The 18,498-nt window shown below is 73.8% G+C and carries 19 protein-coding genes; 8 read left to right on the forward strand and 11 right to left on the reverse strand.

Features of this window, described 5'->3' with window-relative positions:
• Nucleotides 1–82: 82 nt before the first annotated feature.
• From K329_RS25205 to K329_RS29420, 3 genes are all read right to left on the reverse strand, one after another.
• Nucleotides 83–943, reverse strand: a complete 861-nt coding sequence (locus K329_RS25205) for an ABC transporter ATP-binding protein (RefSeq protein WP_245596463.1) — start codon at nucleotides 941–943, stop codon at nucleotides 83–85.
• Nucleotides 936–1,838, reverse strand: a complete 903-nt coding sequence (locus tag K329_RS0106955) for an ABC transporter permease (RefSeq protein ID WP_211225768.1) — start codon at nucleotides 1,836–1,838, stop codon at nucleotides 936–938. The genes K329_RS25205 and K329_RS0106955 overlap by 8 nt, the downstream gene beginning before the upstream one ends.
• 201 nt (nucleotides 1,839–2,039) lie before the next feature.
• On the reverse strand, nucleotides 2,040–2,921 hold the full coding sequence (locus tag K329_RS29420; protein ID WP_157571614.1) for a zinc metalloprotease: 882 nt from the start codon (nucleotides 2,919–2,921) through the stop codon (nucleotides 2,040–2,042).
• 49 nt (nucleotides 2,922–2,970) lie between these two features.
• Between K329_RS29420 and K329_RS0106965 the strand changes: the two genes are divergently transcribed.
• Complete coding sequence (locus K329_RS0106965; RefSeq protein ID WP_157571615.1) at nucleotides 2,971–3,411, forward strand: hypothetical protein; 441 nt, start codon at nucleotides 2,971–2,973, stop codon at nucleotides 3,409–3,411.
• Here K329_RS0106965 and K329_RS0106970 read toward each other — a convergent pair.
• Nucleotides 3,408–3,902: a GNAT family N-acetyltransferase gene (locus tag K329_RS0106970; RefSeq protein WP_245596464.1), complete on the reverse strand. Its 495-nt coding sequence runs from the start codon at nucleotides 3,900–3,902 to the stop codon at nucleotides 3,408–3,410. The genes K329_RS0106965 and K329_RS0106970 overlap by 4 nt on opposite strands.
• A 60-nt stretch (nucleotides 3,903–3,962) precedes the next feature.
• On the opposite strand from K329_RS0106970, the gene K329_RS25215 reads away from it, so the two are divergent.
• Nucleotides 3,963–5,171 (forward strand): site-specific DNA-methyltransferase, encoded by a 1,209-nt coding sequence (locus K329_RS25215; RefSeq protein WP_052336612.1) that lies wholly within the window; start codon nucleotides 3,963–3,965, stop codon nucleotides 5,169–5,171.
• A 15-nt stretch (nucleotides 5,172–5,186) separates the two neighbouring features.
• Here the strand turns inward: K329_RS25215 and K329_RS0106980 are convergent, their stop codons facing one another.
• Nucleotides 5,187–6,605, reverse strand: coding sequence for a WS/DGAT/MGAT family O-acyltransferase (locus K329_RS0106980; RefSeq protein WP_028472476.1), 1,419 nt, complete (start codon nucleotides 6,603–6,605; stop codon nucleotides 5,187–5,189).
• A 174-nt stretch (nucleotides 6,606–6,779) separates the two neighbouring features.
• Between K329_RS0106980 and K329_RS0106985 the strand changes: the two genes are divergently transcribed.
• The 3 genes from K329_RS0106985 to K329_RS0106995 all read left to right on the forward strand — a co-directional run bounded on the left by K329_RS0106985 (nucleotide 6,780) and on the right by K329_RS0106995 (nucleotide 9,235).
• Nucleotides 6,780–7,478, forward strand: a complete 699-nt coding sequence (locus tag K329_RS0106985) for an HNH endonuclease family protein (protein WP_084541075.1) — start codon at nucleotides 6,780–6,782, stop codon at nucleotides 7,476–7,478.
• A 152-nt stretch (nucleotides 7,479–7,630) separates the two neighbouring features.
• Nucleotides 7,631–8,080 (forward strand): hypothetical protein, encoded by a 450-nt coding sequence (locus K329_RS29425; RefSeq protein ID WP_052336517.1) that lies wholly within the window; start codon nucleotides 7,631–7,633, stop codon nucleotides 8,078–8,080.
• Between the two features lie 54 nt (nucleotides 8,081–8,134).
• Complete coding sequence (locus K329_RS0106995; RefSeq protein ID WP_028472478.1) at nucleotides 8,135–9,235, forward strand: FUSC family protein; 1,101 nt, start codon at nucleotides 8,135–8,137, stop codon at nucleotides 9,233–9,235.
• A gap of 3 nt (nucleotides 9,236–9,238) precedes the next feature.
• Here K329_RS0106995 and K329_RS0107000 read toward each other — a convergent pair whose 3' ends face one another.
• Nucleotides 9,239–10,156, reverse strand: coding sequence for a DMT family transporter (locus K329_RS0107000; RefSeq protein ID WP_043642542.1), 918 nt, complete (start codon nucleotides 10,154–10,156; stop codon nucleotides 9,239–9,241).
• On the opposite strand from K329_RS0107000, the gene K329_RS0107005 reads away from it, so the two are divergent.
• Complete coding sequence (locus tag K329_RS0107005; protein WP_028472479.1) at nucleotides 10,155–11,558, forward strand: aminotransferase-like domain-containing protein; 1,404 nt, start codon at nucleotides 10,155–10,157, stop codon at nucleotides 11,556–11,558. The two genes, K329_RS0107000 and K329_RS0107005, sit on opposite strands and share 2 nt — an antisense overlap.
• 41 nt (nucleotides 11,559–11,599) lie before the next feature.
• Here the strand turns inward: K329_RS0107005 and K329_RS0107010 are convergent, their stop codons facing one another.
• Entirely contained in the window at nucleotides 11,600–12,799 is a 1,200-nt protein-coding gene (locus K329_RS0107010; RefSeq protein WP_084541147.1) for a glutamate--cysteine ligase, read from the reverse strand.
• Between the two features lie 6 nt (nucleotides 12,800–12,805).
• On the opposite strand from K329_RS0107010, the gene K329_RS25225 reads away from it, so the two are divergent.
• A complete protein-coding gene (locus K329_RS25225) occupies nucleotides 12,806–14,137 on the forward strand; it encodes a threonine/serine exporter family protein (protein WP_043642543.1) in 1,332 nt (443 codons plus the stop codon).
• 97 nt (nucleotides 14,138–14,234) lie between these two features.
• On the opposite strand, the gene K329_RS0107020 is transcribed toward K329_RS25225, so the two are convergent.
• From K329_RS0107020 to K329_RS25235, 4 genes are read right to left on the reverse strand one after another with little or no spacing between them, the layout of a single operon-like run.
• Nucleotides 14,235–14,705, reverse strand: a complete 471-nt coding sequence (locus K329_RS0107020) for a hypothetical protein (protein ID WP_157571616.1) — start codon at nucleotides 14,703–14,705, stop codon at nucleotides 14,235–14,237.
• A gap of 50 nt (nucleotides 14,706–14,755) precedes the next feature.
• Nucleotides 14,756–15,301, reverse strand: coding sequence for a ribonuclease FAU-1 family protein (locus K329_RS31440; RefSeq protein ID WP_052336518.1), 546 nt, complete (start codon nucleotides 15,299–15,301; stop codon nucleotides 14,756–14,758).
• 59 nt (nucleotides 15,302–15,360) lie between these two features.
• Entirely contained in the window at nucleotides 15,361–16,188 is an 828-nt protein-coding gene (locus K329_RS0107030; RefSeq protein WP_028472481.1) for an SDR family NAD(P)-dependent oxidoreductase, read from the reverse strand.
• Nucleotides 16,185–17,747 (reverse strand): flavin-containing monooxygenase, encoded by a 1,563-nt coding sequence (locus K329_RS25235; protein ID WP_052336519.1) that lies wholly within the window; start codon nucleotides 17,745–17,747, stop codon nucleotides 16,185–16,187. Before K329_RS25235 ends, K329_RS0107030 begins: the two co-directional genes overlap by 4 nt.
• Nucleotides 17,748–17,819: 72 nt before the next feature.
• Here K329_RS25235 and K329_RS0107040 point away from each other — a divergent pair, with 72 nt between their 5' ends.
• Nucleotides 17,820–18,473: a TetR/AcrR family transcriptional regulator gene (locus K329_RS0107040; protein WP_052336520.1), complete on the forward strand. Its 654-nt coding sequence runs from the start codon at nucleotides 17,820–17,822 to the stop codon at nucleotides 18,471–18,473.
• Nucleotides 18,474–18,498: the final 25 nt, after the last annotated feature.

Genomic DNA, 18,498 nt, shown 5'->3' on the forward strand with positions numbered 1-18,498 from the left:
TGGCCCCTTGCGCCCTGAATTTAGGTCGCGAAGTGGCGGTTTAACCGCTCGAGCGGCGAAACTGCCGCCAGCCCCCACCGACCTACTTCTTCGCCGCCTCGACCTTGGCGCGCTGGGTCTCCATGTAGGCCTCGATGACCTCGTCGGGCTGGCCGTCGGCGCGCAGCACGCCGGAGTCGAGCCACAGCACGCGGTCGCAGGTCTCCTTGATCGTGCCCATCGAGTGGCTCACGAGCAGCACGGTGCCGGCCCGCTCGCGGATCTCGTCGATGCGCTTCTGGGAGCGGGCCTTGAACGAGGCGTCACCGGTGGCGAGGGCCTCGTCGATCATCAGGATGTCGGGGGAGGCGGCCGTCGAGATCGCGAACCGCAGCCGTGCGCCCATGCCCGACGAGTAGGCCTCCATCGGCAGTCGCACGAACTCGCCGATGTCGGCGAACTCCACGACCTCCTCGAAGTGCTGCTTGACCTCGCTGGGCTTCAGGCCGAGCGCGAGGCAGCCGAGGATGATGTTGCGCTCGCCCGAGAGGTTCTTGATGAGCGCGCCCGAGACGCCGAGCAGCGAGGCGACACCGTCGGTGTAGATGGCGCCGCTGCTGACCGGCATCGCACCGGCCACGGCCCGCAGCAGGGTCGACTTGCCCGAACCGTTGTGGCCGATCAGGCCGATGGACTCGCCGTGGTGGGCGACGAACGAGACGCCCTTGACGGCGTGCACGACGTCGACGGCGCCGACGCCCTGCGTGAGGCCCTTGGCCCACGACGGCAGTCGCGATCCGGGCGTACGGCGCTTGCCGCCGTACGTCTTGTACTTCAGGTGCACGTCGTCGACGACGAGGATCGGCCGGCCGGTGGCCTTGGCCTCCTCGGCGCTCGTCGCGGCCACCGCCGGTGCGGCCACGGGGGCGGCGGTGGCGGTCACGGGCTCGGTCTGCTCAGCCACGTCCGTACTTCTCCTCCGCGCGCCAGAAGAACAGGAAGCCCACGACGAGCGCGCCCACGGCCCACCCGATGCCGCCGAGCCAGAGCCCGAGCGAGGGCTGCGACTCCACCATGAGGCAGGTGCGCGCGAGCTCGATGTAGAGGGCGATCGGCTGGTAGGCCAGGACCGAGCCGAGGATGCCGCTGCCGGCGTACGACGAGATCGAGAAGAAGACGCCGGAGAAGTACATGAGGGCCCGGGTGACGAACGGGATGAGGTTGGCGATATCGCGCACCTCCACCACCATCCGGGCCAGGGCGAACGCCATGCCGGTCGCGAAGACCCACTGCAGCAGCACCACGAACGGCAGCATCAGCCACCACCACTGGAACGGCTCGCCGGTCATCGGCACGAGCACCAGCAGCACCAGCACCGCGGGCAGCATCATGATCAGCTCGGTCAGCACCACGGAGAGCGGCAGCAGCGCGCGCGGGAACTGCAGGGAGTTCACGAGTCCGGCGTTCCCGGTGATCGCCTTGGAGCCGACCGTCATCGAGCGGGTCGTGAACTGGAAGAAGAAGACCCCGATGACGAGGAACGCGATGTAGTTCTCGATGCCGCGGTCGGTCTTCAGCACGTAGCCGAAGATCGCGAGGTAGACGGCCGCGTTGATCAGCGGGTTGAGGATGTTCCAGAGCTGTCCGAGGTAGCTGCCCTGGTTCTGGCTGTACGCCGAGGAGCGGGCGAGCGTGACGGCGAAGTGCCGGCGCTCCCACAGGTCGCGCAGGTAGGCGCCCAGGGGCGGCCGACCGCCGACCTGCTTGAGGCCGGCGCTCTCGGCGATCTCGCGGAGGCTCTTGCCCTCCTCCGCCGCGGTGCGGCCCTGGGCGCCGGGCAGCGGCTCGGTCGCCGTCACGAGCGACCCGTTGTCAGGCCCACCTCGGGCCGGGCGTCAACGCGGGTCATGCGGGTGCTCCTCGGGTCGGGCGGGGTCGAACGGGGCCGGGCTGCGGTGGATCCGGTCGAGCGGGAGCCTCCGGCAGCGCACCCGGCAGCGTAGCGCGTGGCCCTGCGCCGTCCGACTCGACACGTGCGGCCCCGATCACTCCGCGTCGCGTCACCCGCAGGGGATCTGGCCCAGCCGGCCGAGGCCCTCGCGGTCGCCGGGGCCGAACTCGGTCTGGTTCACGTTCTCGGCGTGCATGAGCTCGTTCGGGTCATCGACGTGGCCGAGCCCGACGAGGTGGCCGAACTCGTGGTCGACGATCGCCTGCCGCTGGGCGTCGCCGTTCGGGGCGTCCTCGATGTCGGCGAAGTCCTCGCGGTCGAGCACGACGATGCCGGTGGTGTAGCTCCAGCGGCCGGCGACCCGCACCGACGCGCTGCCGGCGAACCCGGCGACGTCCCCGGCCAGGTCGGGCTCGTCGTCCTCGGTGAGCCAGGCGACCAGCACGGGCGGCGCCGTGCCGGTGACGCTCTGGCGGCGTCCGTCGAGGTCGCGGTCGTCGGTCTCGCCGACGACCTCGAGGTCCAGGCCGGTGGCGCCGCCGATCTGGTCGATGGCGTGCTCGACGAGCTCGCGGTGGTCGTCGGGGGCGCCGTCCGGGTTGATCTCGATGCGGATCGTGCGGCACGGGTCGTAGCCGACGGGCTCGTCGCTGCCGTCCTGGGTCGCGATGAACTCGTACGAGCCCGCGCCCTCGGTGTAGGCGGGGCGGTCGCCGTACCGCTCGCCGACGCCCAGCAGCGCCCGCAGCGGGGCGGCGGCCGGCAGCAGCGCGACGACGATGCCGACGAGCAGGAGCGCGACGATCGCCGCGGGCACCGTGCCGCGGTTGGTGAGGCCGCCGCGTCGCGGGGGCGGGGGCGAGTACGGCGAGGCGCCGAGGCCGTAGTGGGCGTCGAGCCGGTCGAGCTCGGCCATCCGACGTTCCATCTCGCGGGCCCACTGCTTCTGCGCGCGCCGCTCGCGTCGGCCGGGTCGCCGCTGTTCCCCCATGGCTCCATGATGCGTGGTCGGTCACGACCCGCGCGCCATGATGGTGAACATGGTGAAGCCCGATCCGAAGAAGGCGGCGAAGCTCGCCGCGGCCGCCGCGACGCTCGCGGTCAAGTACGGACCCCAGGCGAAGATCGCGTGGGACAAGGGCGGTCGGCAGGCCAGCACGGCCACCGTCCGGCGCGCGCAGTCGCTGCGGGCCCGTCGCCGCGCGCTCGCCCACGCCGACGGGCTCGTCGACGGCGGCGTGCTGCGGCTCGCGCCGAAGGGCGAGACGACGTACGTCGTGCTGTCGGGCACCACGCCCGTGGCGGCGTACCCGCCGGTCGAGGTGCCGCTGACCACGCTCGTCGAGCACGCGGACCTCTCGAAGAAGCTGGTGCCGGGGGAGGAGGGCGGGAGCCGGCTGAGGATGCCGGGCCGCCGCTCGCCCGGGCCCGAGGCCGGTCCCGCCGTACACCCGCTCGAAGGCCCCGACGACCTGCGCTAGAGCGCGCGGGTGAGGAAGACGCTGTGCGGGTCGGGCGCGTAGTCGGCGAACGGCGCGCAGGCCGTGAACCCGTGGCGCTCGTAGAGGGCGCGGGCGGGCGCGAAGAAGGGCTCGGCGCCGGTCTCGAGGCTGATCCGGGTGTGGCCGTCGGCGCGGGCCGTCGCCAGCAGGTGGGTCAGCAGGCCGGTGGCGATGCCGGAGCGCACGCGCGTCGGGTCGGTGCGCATCGACTTGAGCTCGACGTGGCCGGCCCGGCCCGGGCCGTCGAGGCGCTTGAGGGCCGCGGTGCCGACGAGCGCGCCCGCTCCGGGCTGGTCCGCCGTCCGCACCGTGAAGAACGTGACGGCCGGGTGGCGCAGGCCGTCGAGGTCGAGCGCGTGCACCGACTCGGGCGGCGAGACCTCCCGCATCTGGGTGAGGTGGGCCTCGAGGAAGGCGACGACGTCGGGGGAGGTCAGGTCGGGGTCGACCGCGATGACGACGGGCAGCACGCGTCGGATCGTACGGCGGAAGCGCCGCGGGTCCGAGGCGGGCGCGGCATGATGTGGCCCGTGGGGGACGCGGTGTGGAACACGTTCGTCGAGGGCGACAACCTCGACGTGCTGACGGGGCTGCCGGACGGCAGCGTCGACGTCGCCTACCTGGACCCGCCGTACAACCGGGCCACGACGCTGGCCTACAGCGACGACTTCCGGGTCGCCGACGACAGCCGGGAGGGTCCGCGGGCGCGCCGCGGTGCGCGCTCCTCGCGCCACGAGGCGTGGGTGCGGATGATGCGGCCCCGGCTCGCGCAGGTGCACCGGGTGCTCGCCCCGGGCGGCGCGGTCTTCTGCAGCATCGACGACCGCGAGGTCGTCCGGCTGCGGCTGCTGCTCGACGAGCTCTTCGGCGAGGCGGCGTTCCTCGCCCAGGTGGTGGTGAACCTCAACCCGAAGGGCCGCCAGCTCGGGGGCGGGTTCGCCACGAGCCACGAGTACCTCCTCGTCTACGCCCGCGACCCGCGCCGCTGCGTGCTCGACCCGACCAGCCCCGACACCGTCGACCCGTCGGACTTCAAGCACGTCGACGGGGCCGGCCGGCACCACCGGCTGCTGCCGCTGCGCAACACGAACAAGAAGTTCCACCCGCTCAGCGCGCCGACGATGCACTACGCGCTGCACGGCGACCCCGCCACGGGCCGCGTGGCGACCGAGCCGTTCGACGGGTCCGTCGTGGTGGAGCCCGTGTTCGGCGACGGGTCGTCGGCGGTCTGGCGGTGGTCGCGACCGCTGGTCGACGCGCGCCCGGACGACCTGGTCTGCCGCGAGGTGGTCGGCCGCCACGGGGTGCGCGTCGACGTCTACCAGCGCGACTGGCTGGGTGAGGGGCGCCGCAAGAAGCTGACGACGATCTGGTCGGCCGCCGAGGTGGGCTCGACCGACACCGCGGTCGCCGAGCTGCGCGACCTCGTCGGCAAGGTCTTCGACTCCCCGAAGCCGACGGGGCTGCTGCGGCGGGTGCTCGCGACGTACCCGCCCGACGCCCGCGTGCTCGACCCCTTCGCCGGCTCCGGGACCACCGGCCACGCCACCGCGCTGCTCAACGCGGCCGACGGCGGCACCCGGCACTGCCTCAGCGTCAACGTCGGCGAGGCGGTGCGGCCGGGCACCCCGGCGTACGACGCGGGGTTCCGCTCGGTCGCGGACGTCACCCGGGCGCGGCTGCGCGCGGTCGCCGCACGGGTCGGCGGCGGCCTCGACGAGCCGGGCGCTGCCGGCTGAGGTGCGCGGGAGGGCTCAGGCCACCCCGGTCGCCTTCTCGAGGGCCGTCACCTCGGCGTCGAGGTGCGCGAGCAGGCGTTGCAGGCGCGGCACCGTGCGCCGGCAGCCCGTGAGGCCGAAGCCCATCTTCCCGTCGTACGACGTGCAGGTGATGTTGAGGGCGATGCCGTGGAGCGGGATCGAGAGGGGGTAGAAGCCCGACATGCGCGCCCCGTCGAAGTAGCGCGTGGTCTCCGGACCGGGCACGTTCGAGATGATCAGGTTGAACGGCGGGCGGGCCATGTCCTGCAGCCGCAGCAGGGGCAGGGCGACGGCCGGGGCGAGGCCGAGGGCGCTCATGGCCAGGGCCTGGGTCTGCGTCATCGAGCCGAGCGCGCTCTTGCCCTCGAGCATCGAGTCGTGCACGGCCTGGAGGCGGTCGGCGGCGTCCGCGTGGTGGGTGCCGAGGCGCACCATGAGGGCGGCGACCGCGTTGCCGCCCTCCTGGGAGGCGGTCGCGGCCGAGGCGGCCCGGAACGACACGGGCACCATCGCGGTGAGGCTGGTGTCGGGCAGCGCGTCGAGCTCGAGCAGGTAGGCCCGCAGGGCGCCGCTGCACAGCGCCAGCACGACGTCGTTGATGGTGGTGCCGGAGGCCTGTCCGATGGCGCGCAGCCGCTCCAGCGGCCAGTCCTCCGCGGCGAAGCGCCGGGCGCCGGTGATGCGGTGGTTGAGGATCGTGCGCGGCGAGTGGTAGTTGACGGCCGCCGTCTCGTCGCGGACCCCGCGGTTCAGGGTGCGCACGAGCGCGGCGGGCATGCCGGCGGCGTCGGAGGCCACCGCCAGCGCCGACCCGAGCGCCGAGCGCGCCGCGGCGACGGGCACCAGGCCGCCCGCGCCGCTCGCGCCACCCGGGCCCTCGGGGCGCGGCGGTCGCGGACGAGCGACCCACGGGGCGCCCATGTCGCGCTCCTCGGGGTCCTCGGTCAGCACGCTCTGCAGCAGCCGCATCGCGCCGACGCCGTCGAGCAGCGAGTGGTGCATCTTGGAGTACATGGCGACCCGCCCGTCGGCCAGGCCCTCGATGAGGTGCCACTCCCACAGCGGACGCTCGCGCGCCAGCCGGGTGCCGTGCAGGCGCCCCAGGAGGTCGAGCAGCTCCCGGATCCGGCCCGGCTGCGGCAGCGCGCTGTGGCGCACGTGGTACTCGATGTCGAACTCGTCGTCGTCGGTCCACGTCCAGGTGCCCGCCGTGGCCAGCGACCGGTGGAGGCGCTTGCGGAAGAGCGGCGCGATGTCGTCGGTCTCGCGCATGCGGCGCACCAGGTCGGCCGTGTACGACGGGCCCGCGTCGGCCGGCGGGTCGAACAGCTGCAGCGCCCCCACGTGCATCGGCATGGCCCGGTTCTCCGCGAAGAGGAACGCGGTCGCCGTCGGGTCGAGGGGAGCACCCACGAGACCTCCTGGGGTCGGGAGCGGCCGCCCGAACCGGCGCCGAGTGGCGCGGGTCACACGACCCGCGCGTGAAGTGTGACAGACCGTTTCCAGCCCGGCCCTTCCGTCCTCCACGGCGGCCGGGGCAGGGTGGTGCCCGCACCGACACACGTCCATCCATCTCGGGAGAAGAAGATGCGTCGAGTCCACCGGTCGCGCCCGCACGCGCGCACCCAGCACCGTTCCGCCCGCCCGCTGCTGCCCACGTTCCTCCTGGCGCTGCTCGTCGGCCTCGGCCTCGTGGCCGTCCCCGGCCCCGCGCAGGCCGCCACCTACAGCGCCCCGGTGGGCCAGGCGATCGCCGACCTCCCGGTCGCCACGGAGAGCCGCACCGGCTACGACCGCGACCTGTTCAAGCACTGGGTCGACGCCGACGGCGACGGCTGCAGCACCCGCAACGAGGTGCTGATCGCGGAGGCCGACGACGCCCCCTCGGTCGGCTCGTCGTGCGCGCTCACGGGCGGTCGCTGGTTCTCCTACTACGACGCCACCAGCTACACGTCGGCCTCGTCGCTCGACATCGACCACATGGTGCCGCTGGCGGAGGCGTGGGACTCGGGCGCCTCGGGGTGGACGCCCGCCCGCCGCGAGGCCTTCGCCAACGACCTCGGCGAGGACTACTCCCTCATCGCGGTCAGCGCCGCGACCAACCGCTCGAAGGGCGACCAGGACCCCGCCGAGTGGATGCCGCCCGCCGGCTACGTCTGCCGCTACGTCACCGAGTGGGTGTCGGTGAAGGTGCGCTGGGGCCTGACGGTCGACAGCGCCGAGCGCAGCGCCCTGACCTCGCTCGCGTCGGGCTGCAGCCAGACGGTGAGCGTCGAGGTCTACTGACGGCCGGCCCGCGGGCCGTTCCGCGTCCCCAGGTCCGGTACGTCGGGCCGCCCTCCCCAGGTCGGTCCGCACCGGACCCGGGGACGCCGCTCCGCTCCTAGCGTCGTCCCCGCGACACCGGACCTCCCGGTGCGCACGAAGGGGGAGACCTGATGCCCGACACCACCACCAGCACCCGCCCGTCCGTCCCGTCCGGGGGCGCGTCGCGCCGTACCCGCTCGCGTCGCAGGGTCGTCGCGGGCTGCATCGGCGCGACGGCGGCGGCCGTCCTCGGCACGACGCTCGTCGGCGCCGCGACCGCCGGCGTCCAGGCCGGCCCGGGCGCGGCCCGCGCCTGGACGCCGCCCGCCGACACGATCGTCGAGGTCACCGGCGACGCCGCGAACGGCTTCTCGATCCGCCGCTTCGACGGCAGCACGCTGCACCCGCCGACCGACTCGGAGGCCGCGGCCGAGTGCTCCGAGTACGACACCGAGGTGCAGGTCGCGGTCTGCAACGCCGAGGTCGAGACCTGGTACCGCGACCTCGCCGACCTGCAGGTGGCGCTGCGCTGGGCACGGTACGACGCGGGCCGTGGCCCGGGTCACCGGCTGCACTCCTGAGACGTCTGCCGGAGCGGACGTCGTCCCGCCTCCGCTCTGGCAGACTCACCCCTCGTGGAGGGCTTCCCGGTCGACCGGCTGTGGGCGAAGAGCAGGCTGTCGGCCCGGGCCCGGGCCGCCCGGTGGCGCGCGAAGTCCTTCCAGGTCGCGCAGTGCGCGGTCGCGGCCGGCGTCGCGTGGTTCATCGCCTCCGACCTGCTCGGCCACGACACCCCGTTCTTCGCCCCGATCGCGGCGGTCATCAGCCTCGGCACCTCCTACGGCCAGCGCCTGCGCCGCGTGACGGAGGTGACCATCGGGGTCGCGGTCGGCGTGCTCATCTCCGACCTGCTGGTCACCCAGATCGGCTCCGGGGCGTGGCAGCTGATGCTCGTGGTGGGGCTGGCGATGTCGGCCGCCCTGCTGGTCGACGGCGGTCAGCTGCTCGTCACCCAGGCGGCGGTGCAGTCGATCGTCGTGGCCACGCTGGTGCCGACCGCGGGCGGTGCGTTCGTCCGCTGGACCGACGCCCTCATCGGGGGAGGCGTCGCGCTCGTCGCGGCGACGCTCGTGCCCCGGGCGCCCCTGCGGAGGCCCCGGGAGCAGGCGGCGGTGGTGGTCCGCAAGATCGCCTCGCTGCTGCGCGCCGCGAGCGAGGTCATGGTCGACGGCGACCCGGAGCACGCGTTCGAGGTGCTGGCCGACGCCCGTGCCACCGACTACCTGATCCGCGAGCTGCAGACGGCTGCCGACGAGGGCATGTCGGTGGTGGCGTCGTCGCCCTTCCGGGTGCGGCACAAGCCCGGCGTGCGGCGCATGACCCAGCTCGTCGAGCCGCTCGACAAGGCGCTGCGCAGCACCCGGGTGCTCACCCGCCGTACGGCGATCGCGGCCTACCGGCGGCGGCCGGTGCCGGCGTCGTACGCCGCGCTCTGCGCCGACCTCGCCGACGCCGCCGACCAGGTGGCCGACGAGCTGGGGCAGAACCGGGTCGCCGAGGCGGCCCGTCCGGCCCTGCTCGCCGTCGGTCGCGGCTCGGCCCAGCTCGAGCGCACGAGCGAGCTCTCGATCGAGGTGCTGCTCGCGCAGCTGCGCTCCGTGACGGCCGACCTGCTCGAGGTCACCGGCATGGAGGCGCTCGAGGCGACCGACTCGTTGCCGCCCGTGCGCAGCTGAGCCTCAGCGGCGGGCACGCGCCCGGACGGCGGTACCCGCGCAGAGGACCACGGCGGCGGCGCCCGCGACGGTCGCCCCGGTCAGCGGCTCGCCGAGCAGGAGCGCGGCCCACACGATGCTGAGGGCGGGCTGGGCCAGCTGCACCTGGCTGACCTGCGCCATGGGTCCGATCGCGAGACCGCGGTACCAGGCCACGAAGCCCAGGAACATGCTGACGACCGCCAGGTAGGCGAAGGCCGCCCACTCCGCGGGCGTCCCCCGGGGAGGCGACGCGACGGCGGTCGCGACGCTCAGCGCGAGCATCAGGGGGAACGCGAGCACCAGGGCCCACGAGACCGTCTGCCAGGAGCCGAGCTCCCGGGAGAGCAGACCGCCCTCGGCGTAGCCGACGGCCGCGGCCAGGACCGCCCCGAGCAGGAGCAGGTCGGCCACGTGCAGCCGACCGACGCCCCCGCCCTGCGCCGACGCGAACACCACCGCGGCGAGCGTGCCGGCGCCGGCCGCGAGCCAGAAGCGGCCGGGTGGCCGCTCGCGGCCGCGGAGCACGGCCATCACCGCCGTGGCGGCGGGCAGCACTGCGATGACGACAGCGCCGTGCGCGGCGGGCGCCGAGACCAGCGCGTAGGACGTCAGCATCGGGAACCCGACGACCACGCCGCCGGCCACGACGGCCAGTCGCCGCCACTGGCGGGGCGAGGGCAGGGGCTGCCGCGTCAGCGTCAGGGCAGCCACGGCGAGGAGCGTGGCCACGACCGCGCGCCCCGAGCCGATGAACAGGGGCGACAGCCCGCCCACGGCCACCCGGGTCAGCGGGATCGTGAAGGAGAAGGCGACGACGCCGACCAACCCCCAGAGGAGCCCGGTCGTCGGGGTCGGTACCGGTGTCGGTCGGGAGGCGATAGCGCTACTCTTGTTCGTCATGAACGACGATAGCAGCGCCCGGATCGTCGCGGCCCTCCGTGCGGTCGTGGCGGACGCGGCGCCCGGCGCCCGACTGCCCTCGACGCGGGCCCTCGTGGCCGAGCACCAGGCCAGTCCGGTCACGGTGCAGAAGGCCCTGCGGACGCTCGCCGCCCAGGGCCTGGTCGAGAGCCGGCCCGGGGCGGGCACGTTCGTGCGGGCGGTCCGCGTCGTCCGTCCAGCGGACCACGGCTGGCAGACGGCGGCGCTGCGTGCGTCGCCGGGCCTCGGGTCCCCGGTGTCGTCGACGATGCGCGACGTGCCGAACGACGTGGTCGCGCTGCAGTCCGGCTACCCCGCCCGGGAGCTCCTGCCCGAACGTCTCGTCCGCGCGGCCCTGGCCCGTGCCGCGCGCGCCGACGTGGCGCTCTCCCGCTCGCCGGTCGCCGGCCTGCCCGAGCTGCAGGGCTGGTTCGCCACCGAGCTGGCCCGCGCGACGCCGTCCGGGGTCACGCCCCCGGCTCCCGCCGACGTGACCGTCCTGCCGGGCAGCCAGAGCGGTCTCAGCTCGATCTTCCGGAGCCTGGTGGGCGCGGGTCGGCCCCTGCTCGTCGAGTCACCGACCTACTGGGGCGCCCTCACCGCGGCGGCCTCGGCCGGCGTACGGGTGGTGCCGGTGCCCAGCGGGCCCGAGGGACCCGCGGTCGACGACCTCGCCCGCGCCTTCGCGGAGACCGGTGCACGCGCGTTCTACGCGCAACCGAGCTTCGCCAACCCGACCGGTGCCCGGTGGACGGCGACGCGGTCGCTCGAGATCCTCGCCGTCGCGCGGGAGCACGGCGCGTTCGTCGTCGAGGACGACTGGGCCCACGACTTAGGGATCGACGCCGAGCCGACCCCGCTGGCGGTCCACGACGACGGCGGCCACGTGGTCTACCTGCGCTCGCTCACCAAGAGCGTCTCGCCGTCGCTGCGGGTGGCCGCCGTCGTGGCGCGCGGCCCGGCCCGGGAGCGGATCCGCAACGACCGGGCCGCCGAGGCCATGTACGTCAGCGGGGTGCTGCAGGCCGCCGCGCTCGACGTGGTGACCCAGCCCGCGTGGCGCACGCACCTGCGGCAGCTGCGCGTCCAGCTGCGCTCCCGGCGCGACCTGCTGGTCACGAGCCTGCGCGAGCACGCCCCCGAGGCGCACGTCGAGCTGGTCCCGACCGGCGGCCTCAACCTGTGGGTGCGCCTGCCGGACGGCACGGACGTCGACCGGCTGGTGCGACGGTGCGAGGCGGACGGCGTGCTCCTCGCGTCGGGGCGGGAGTGGTTCCCGGCCGAGCCGACGGGCCCGTACGTGCGGCTGAACTTCGCCGGTCCGCGCCCGGAGGCCTTCGCGGAGGCGGCGGTCGTGCTCGGCCGGGCCCTGAGGTCCTGAGCCCGGGGTCCTGAGTCCGGGGTCCTGAGCCCGGTGACGCCCTAGGCGCCGACCGGCCCCAGGCCGTCGCGCAGCTCGCGCACGACGGAGTCGACGACGGCGGGGAGGTCGCCCCCGGTCGCCTCGGCGACGGCGCGCTGGCGCTGGTAGGAGCCGCCCCGCGCCGGGATGTCAGCGACCGACCGCAGCTCGTCGGCGCACCCGAGACGTCGGGCGACGGGCTCGAGCCGCTCCAGCAGGTCGTGGAGGTCGTCGGTGACGAGCCGCTCGCGCGAGCTCGCGTCGAGGATGATGATCGCGTCGAGGCCGTAGCGCGCCGTGCGCCACTTGTTCTCCTGCACGTGCCACGGCGGCATCACCGGCAGGGTCTCGCCCGCGGCGAGCCGGGTGTCGAGGTCGACGACGAGGCAGTGCATCAGCGAGGTCAGCGCGGCCAGCTCGGTGAAGTTGGAGACACCGTCGCAGATCCGGTTCTCCAGCGTGCCGAGATGGGAGGCGGGACGCAGGTCCCAGCGGATCTCCGAGAGGTCGTCGATCACGCCGGTCTTGAGCTGGTCGCGGGCGAAGGCCTCGAACTCCTCCCAGCGGTCGAACTGGAACGGCAGGCCGGCGGTGGGCAGCTGCTGGAACATGAGCGCCCGGTTGGAGGCGTACCCCGTGTCGGTGCCCGCCCACAGCGGCGACGACGCCGACAGCGCCTGCAGGTGCGGGTAGTAGTTGAGGAGCGACGAGAGCACCGGCATGACCCGGGACTGCTCGGGCAGCCCGACGTGCACGTGCACGCCCCAGATCAGCATCTGACGGCCCCACCACTGCGTGCGGTTGATGAGCTCCTCGTAGCGGTTGCCCGGCGAGAGCTGCTGGGTCGACCAGGAGGCGAACGGGTGCGTGCCCGCGCCGAACAGGTCGACCCCGTGGTCGCCCGCGGCGCCGGCCACGGCGTCGTACGTCGTGCGCAGGTCGGCCATGGCGTGGGGCACGTCGTCGCAGATGCCGGTGACGAGCTCGACGGTGTTGCGGAGCAGCTCGGCGTGCAGCAGCTTCGGGTCGTCCATGCGGCCCCGGGCCGTGTCGATGACGGCGCTCGCGACCCCGGCCAGGTCCCGCGTCTCCCGGTCGACGAGGGCGAGCTCCCACTCGACCCCGAGGGTCGGTCGAGGAGAGCCGTGGAAGTCGATGCGCACGCGCACGAGCCAACCACAGAGGCGCAGGAAATGGGTGGTCGACGGACGTGCGAGCATGCGGCCATGCGTGGCGAGAACCTGGATACCCGGACGTTGAACCTGACGCTCGACCTCTGCCTCCGGGTGGGGGAGCTGCTGCTCGCCTCGGGTGCCGGCGCCGCCGACGTGACGGCCACGATGCAGTCCCTCGCGCGGCACCTCGGCATCCGTCACCCGGAGATCGACGTGACGTTCACGTCGCTCTCGATGAGCTACCAGGGCGAGCCCGAGGAGCCCCCGATCGTGCAGCTGCGGCAGGTCAAGCAGCGCGACATCGACTACGACGACCTCACCCGGGTCGACCACCTGGTGAGCGCGGTGCTGACGGACGAGGTCGACCTGCTGGGCGCCCGGATGCGCCTCGCCGGCATCGTGTCGTCGGGCCACGGGCTGCCGCGCTGGGCGGTCACGGGGGCGTGGGGCCTCATGTGCGCGGGCGTCACCCTCCAGCTTGGCGGCACGCTGCTCGTCGTGGGCCTGGCGCTCGTGGCCGCGGCCCTCATCGACCGCGTCCAGCTCGCCATGTCGCGCCGTCGGCTGCCGGGCTTCTACCAGCAGGTGGCCGGCGGGCTCGTCGCCGCGCTGCTCGCCACCGCGATCGCCGCCGTCGTGCCCGACACCGACGTGTCGCTCATGGTGACCGCCAACATCATCATGCTGCTCGCGGGCATCGGGTTCATGGGCGCCATCCAGGACGCCCTCACCGGCTTCTACGTCACCGCGGGCGCCCGGATCCTCGAGGCCCTGCTCGCCACCGCCGGCATCATCGCCGGCGTCAGCGGCGGCCTCACGCTGGCGGGGCTGGTCGGCGTCGACATCGCCCGCGTCGACCCGGGCCGGGCCGGGTGGGAGGGCATCGGCACGCTCGCGCTGGGCTCGGCGATCTGTGCCGCGGCCTTCGCGGCCGCCACCTACGCGCCGCGCCGGGCGCTGCTGCCGGTGGCCGTGGTGGGCTCGCTGGCGATCCTGCTCTACAGCGGCGTGCGCGAGGTCTCGGACAGCCGGGTGTGGGCCGCCGGCATCGCCGCCTTCGCGATCGGTCTCGTCGCGTACGGCGTGGCCGGCCGCGTGCGGGTGCCCCCGCTCGTGATCGTGGTGCCGACGATCGTGCCCATGCTGCCGGGCCTCACCATCTACCGCGGCCTCTCCCTGCTCGCCGAGGGCGGCACGTCGACCTCGCTGGGGCTGCTCGCGATCATGCAGGCGGCCTCGGTCGCCGTCGCCCTGGCTTCGGGCGTGATCCTCGGCGAGTACGTCGCCCAACCCCTCAAGCGGGAGGTCGGACGCCTCGAGAACCGGCTCGCCGGCCCCCGCCTCGTCGGCCCCCTGCGCATCCGGGCGATTCGCCGGCGCTGAGGCCCGTCGACCTCTCGCGGCGGCCGGTTCGCGGTAGGAGATACCCGTGAGGCGGGTACGACGTACCGCGAACGCCCGACGTGGCGTCCGGCCCCGCTCAGCCTGCGCCGGGCTGCGGCAGGTCGGAGCGGGAGGAGCCCCATCGCGGGTCCGTGCGCACGAGCCCGGTGGCGCCGCCGACGAGCAGCAGCAGGCCGGCGCCGGTCAGCCAGGGCGCGGCGAGCGCCCACCGCAGCAGCACCGGGTGGTAGCCGGTGAAGGCCAGGGCGGGGTCGCCGTCGCCAACGACGCGCCCGGCGACCTCCTCGCCCGCGTCCGGGGCGGGCCCGCCGTACCGGTCGCTGACCTCGCCCTCGACGATGCGGTCCTCGTCGCGCCAGGTGGCGGTGCAGGTCTGGGGGCGGCCGGGGGGTGGGCCGGTGCGGCAGGTGGTGTCCTCGGGCACGGTCACGACGACGGCCCGGTCGTCGGCCCAGCCGCGGGCGGACCCGCCCATCTGCCACCACACCGGTGCGCCGAGCAGCACGAGCAGGGCGCCGACGACGGCGACCACGTTGAGGACCCGCACCAGTCCGGGACGGTCCGGGTCACGGAGGAAGCCGGGTCCCGACGGCGTCGTCACCGGCCCGGCCGGGGCAGGTCGAGGGCGGTCAGGGCGCCGAGCCAGCGGCGGCGGGTCGCCTCGTCGTACGGCGCGACGCCCGCGACCACGGCCGCCCGCACCTCGTCGCGGGCCCGCTCGGCGGCGGCGACGAGCTCGGCCGGGTAGCCCAGGGAGACGCGGTGCTCGGCGAACTCGTCCTCGTCGTCGACGAACACGGTGCCGTCGTCGCGACGGACGACGTCGAGGTCCAGGTCGACGGAGCGGACGACGGCGACGTCGCCCGAGTGGTCCCAGACGGGCGGGGTGGCCATGTCGACGTACACGTCGCACCACAGCCCGGGCGCGTGCAGGGAGGCGAGGTGGTGGGCGCCGGCCCGCACCAGCGTCACGGAGTCGACGTCGGAGTCGAAGGCGAGACCGGGCCGGACGTGGTGGGTGCCGGCCGGGAAGCCGATCCAGTCGCCGTGCTCGTCGGCGCCGAGGTAGCGGCCCGTGAACCGCCAGTGCGGGTGGTCGCCGAGCTTGGTCATCTCGACGCGGACCGGGGTGCCGGGGAGCATGGGGGTCATGATGCCGGTTCCCGGCACCCGAGACCGGCACCCCCGGCCGACGGCCGGCCTCAGCTCGGCATCACGCGCTTGGCGGCCGCGGCGAACACGTCCTGGTAGCGCGCACCGAGCGTCTTGCCGATGTGGTGCAGGGCGTGGGCGTCGGCGCCGATGAGCACGCGCGGCTTGTTCTTCAGCACGCCGTTGACGATGACCTTGGCGGCGTCCTCGGGGCTGGTGCGGGCCAGGCGCTGGTCGAAGAACCTCACGAGCTCGTCGTGGTCGCCGCCCGCGGTCATGCGGCCGTTGCGCACGATGCCGGTCTTGATGCCACCGGGGTGCACGCAGGTCACGCCGACCTTGTGCTTGCTGATCAGCATCTCCTCGCGCAGCGCCTCGGTGAAGCCGCGCACGGCGTACTTCGTCGAGTTGTAGAGCGTCTGGCTCGGCATGGAGATGAGGCCGAACAGCGACGAGATGTTGACGACGTGGCCGTCGCCGGAGGCGATCAGGTGGGGCAGGAACTCCTTGGTGCCGGTCACGACGCCCCAGAAGTTGATGCCGACGATCCACTCCATCTCGTCGTACGTCATGCCCTCGAAGTCGCCGTTCATCGAGACCCCGGCGTTGTTCACGACCACGTTGACGCGGCCGTAGTGCTCGGCGACGGCGGCGGCGTACGTCGTGAACGCGTCGCGGTCGGCGACGTCGAGGGTGTCGGCACGTACGGCGCGCGCCCCGGCGGCCTTGGCGAGCTCGACCGTCTCGTCGAGGCCGGCCTCGTTCACGTCGGAGATCGCGAGGTGGGCGCCGCGGCCGGCGGCGTTCACCGCCAGGGAGCGGCCGATGCCGGATCCGGCGCCGGTGATGACGACGACCTTGTCATCGAGGGTCTTCATGCGGTCACTGCCTCTCGCTGGGTGGGGGTGGTGCCCGGACCGCCCACGGCGGGGGCGGGTCCGGTGATCTTGTAGTGCCGGGCGTCGAACCTGCGCAGCACGGCGCGGAGGTTGAACGTGGAGCGGGGCCACAGTGTCGTGTTGCGGCCGTGCTCGTCGAGGTACCAGCTCGCGCAGCCGCCGGTGCTCCACACGGAGCGGCTCATGCGGCGGTGCAGGGCGTCGTTCCAGCGGGCCTGGGCGGCGGGCCGGGGCTCGACCGCGGCGTACCCGTTGCGCTCCATCGTGGCCAGCGCGTCGCGGATGTAGGCCACCTGCGACTCGATCACGAAGACCATCGAGCTGTGGCCCAGGCCCGTGTTGGGCCCGACGATCTGGAAGAGGTTCGGGAAGCCGGCGATGGTGGTGCCCTTGTAGGCGCTCATGCCGGTCTCGGCCCAGACCTCGGCCAGCGTGCGGCCCTCGCGGCCCACGATGTGGTGGGCGATGGGCTGGTCGGTGGTGTGGAAGCCGGTGGCGACGACGAGCACGTCGATCGGGCGCTCCGTGCCGTCCTTCGTGACGATCCCGGTCGGGGTCACCCGGGCGATGCCGTCGGTGACCAGCTCGGTGTTGTCGGCGGCGAGCGCCGGGTAGTAGCCGTTCGAGATGAGGATGCGCTTGCACCCGATCTTGAAGTCCGGGGTGACCTTGCGGCGCAGCTCGGGGTCGTCGATGCCCTTGCGGATGTTGCCCTGCGCCAGCAGCTTCGCCGGGTAGGCCATGTCGGGCACCACCGTGAACGCCGGCACGTAGGTCTCGCGGCCCCAGTAGATCGCCGTGCGGTAGGCCTTCTGCAGGCCCGGGACGTGGCGGAGGGCGGCACGCTCGACGGCGGGGTAGCTGCGGTCGTGGCGGGGGAGCACCCACGGCGCCGTGCGCTGGTAGACGTCGAGGTGGCCCGCGACCTGCTGCAGCTCGGGCACGATCTGGATCGCCGAGGCGCCGGTGCCGATCACGGCGATGCGCTTGCCGGCGAGGTCGGCATCGTGGTTCCAGCGGGCGGAGTGGAAGATCTCGCCCGCGAAGCCGTCGATGCCCTCGATGTCGGGCAGCTTCGGCTCGGAGAGACCGCCAGCGCCGCTGATCAGCGCGGTCGCGGTGAGGTCGCCGGCCGACGTCCGCACGGCCCAGCGCTGCGCCGTCTCGTCCCACTCCGCGTGGTCGACGGTGGAGGAGAACACGAACCGGTCGAGCACGCCCGACCGCTCCGCCACCGACCGCAGGTAGGCATGGATCTCCGGCTGCTGCGAGAACGAGCGCGTCCAGGCCGGGTTCGGCGCGAACGAGAAGCTGTAGAGCTGGCTCGGCACGTCGCAGGCGGCGCCCGGGTAGGTGTTGTCGCGCCACGTGCCGCCCACGTCCGCGCCCTTGTCGACGACGAGGAAGTCGCGGCCGTCCTCGGCGAGCTTGATCGCGGCGCAGAGGCCCGCGAACCCGGCACCGACCACGAGCACGTCGACGTGCGCGGGCAGGGGACCGGTGTGGCCGAGGTGTCCGGTGGAGGCAGGTGCGGTCATGACCCCACGGTAGATTTTCTGTTGAACGGAAGTCAATAGCGAATTGGAACTCCGTTCAGTAGGGTGTCGCCCATGACGGCCACGAGCGGATCGACCAAGCGGGCCAAGGGCGGCGACGGCGCCCGGGTGCGCATGGACCCCGACAGCCGGCGCGAGCAGCTGCTCGGCCTGGGCGTGACGCTGCTGTCGACCCGCGACCTCGACGAGCTCTCCATCGACCTGCTGGCCGAGCAGGCGGGCATCTCGCGCGGGCTGCTCTACCACTACTTCGGCAACAAGCAGGAGTTCCACGAGGCCGTCGTACGACGGGCCGCCGCCGACCTCATCGCCGTCACCGCGCCCGTCGCCGAGGGCGACATGGCCACCCGCCTCCTGGTCTCCCTCGACCGCTACCTCGCCTTCGTGGAGCAGAACCACCGCGGCTACGTCTCGCTCGTGCGCGCCGCGAACGGCAGCAACCCGGTGATGCGGGAGATCTACGAGGAGGCCCGGGCCGCCCTGACCGACCGCATCTTCGACACCGCCGGCGAGGACGGGCTGCGCGACTTCGGCGTCGTCGACACGCCCGCGGTGCGGCTGTTCGTGCGCGGCTGGTCGGCGATGGTGGAGGACGTCGTGATCCGCTGGGTCGAGGAGCCGCTCGGCATCGAGCGCGACGACCTGCTCGCCACCATCGCCGCGACGCTGGCGCACGTGGCGACGAGCGCGCCGCCGGTGCGCGGCTGACGCCGTCCGCGCGATTGCTTCTTGT

It is taken from the genome of Nocardioides alkalitolerans DSM 16699 (assembly GCF_000426525.1).
GTDB classification, from domain to species: Bacteria; Actinomycetota; Actinomycetes; order Propionibacteriales; family Nocardioidaceae; genus Nocardioides; species Nocardioides alkalitolerans.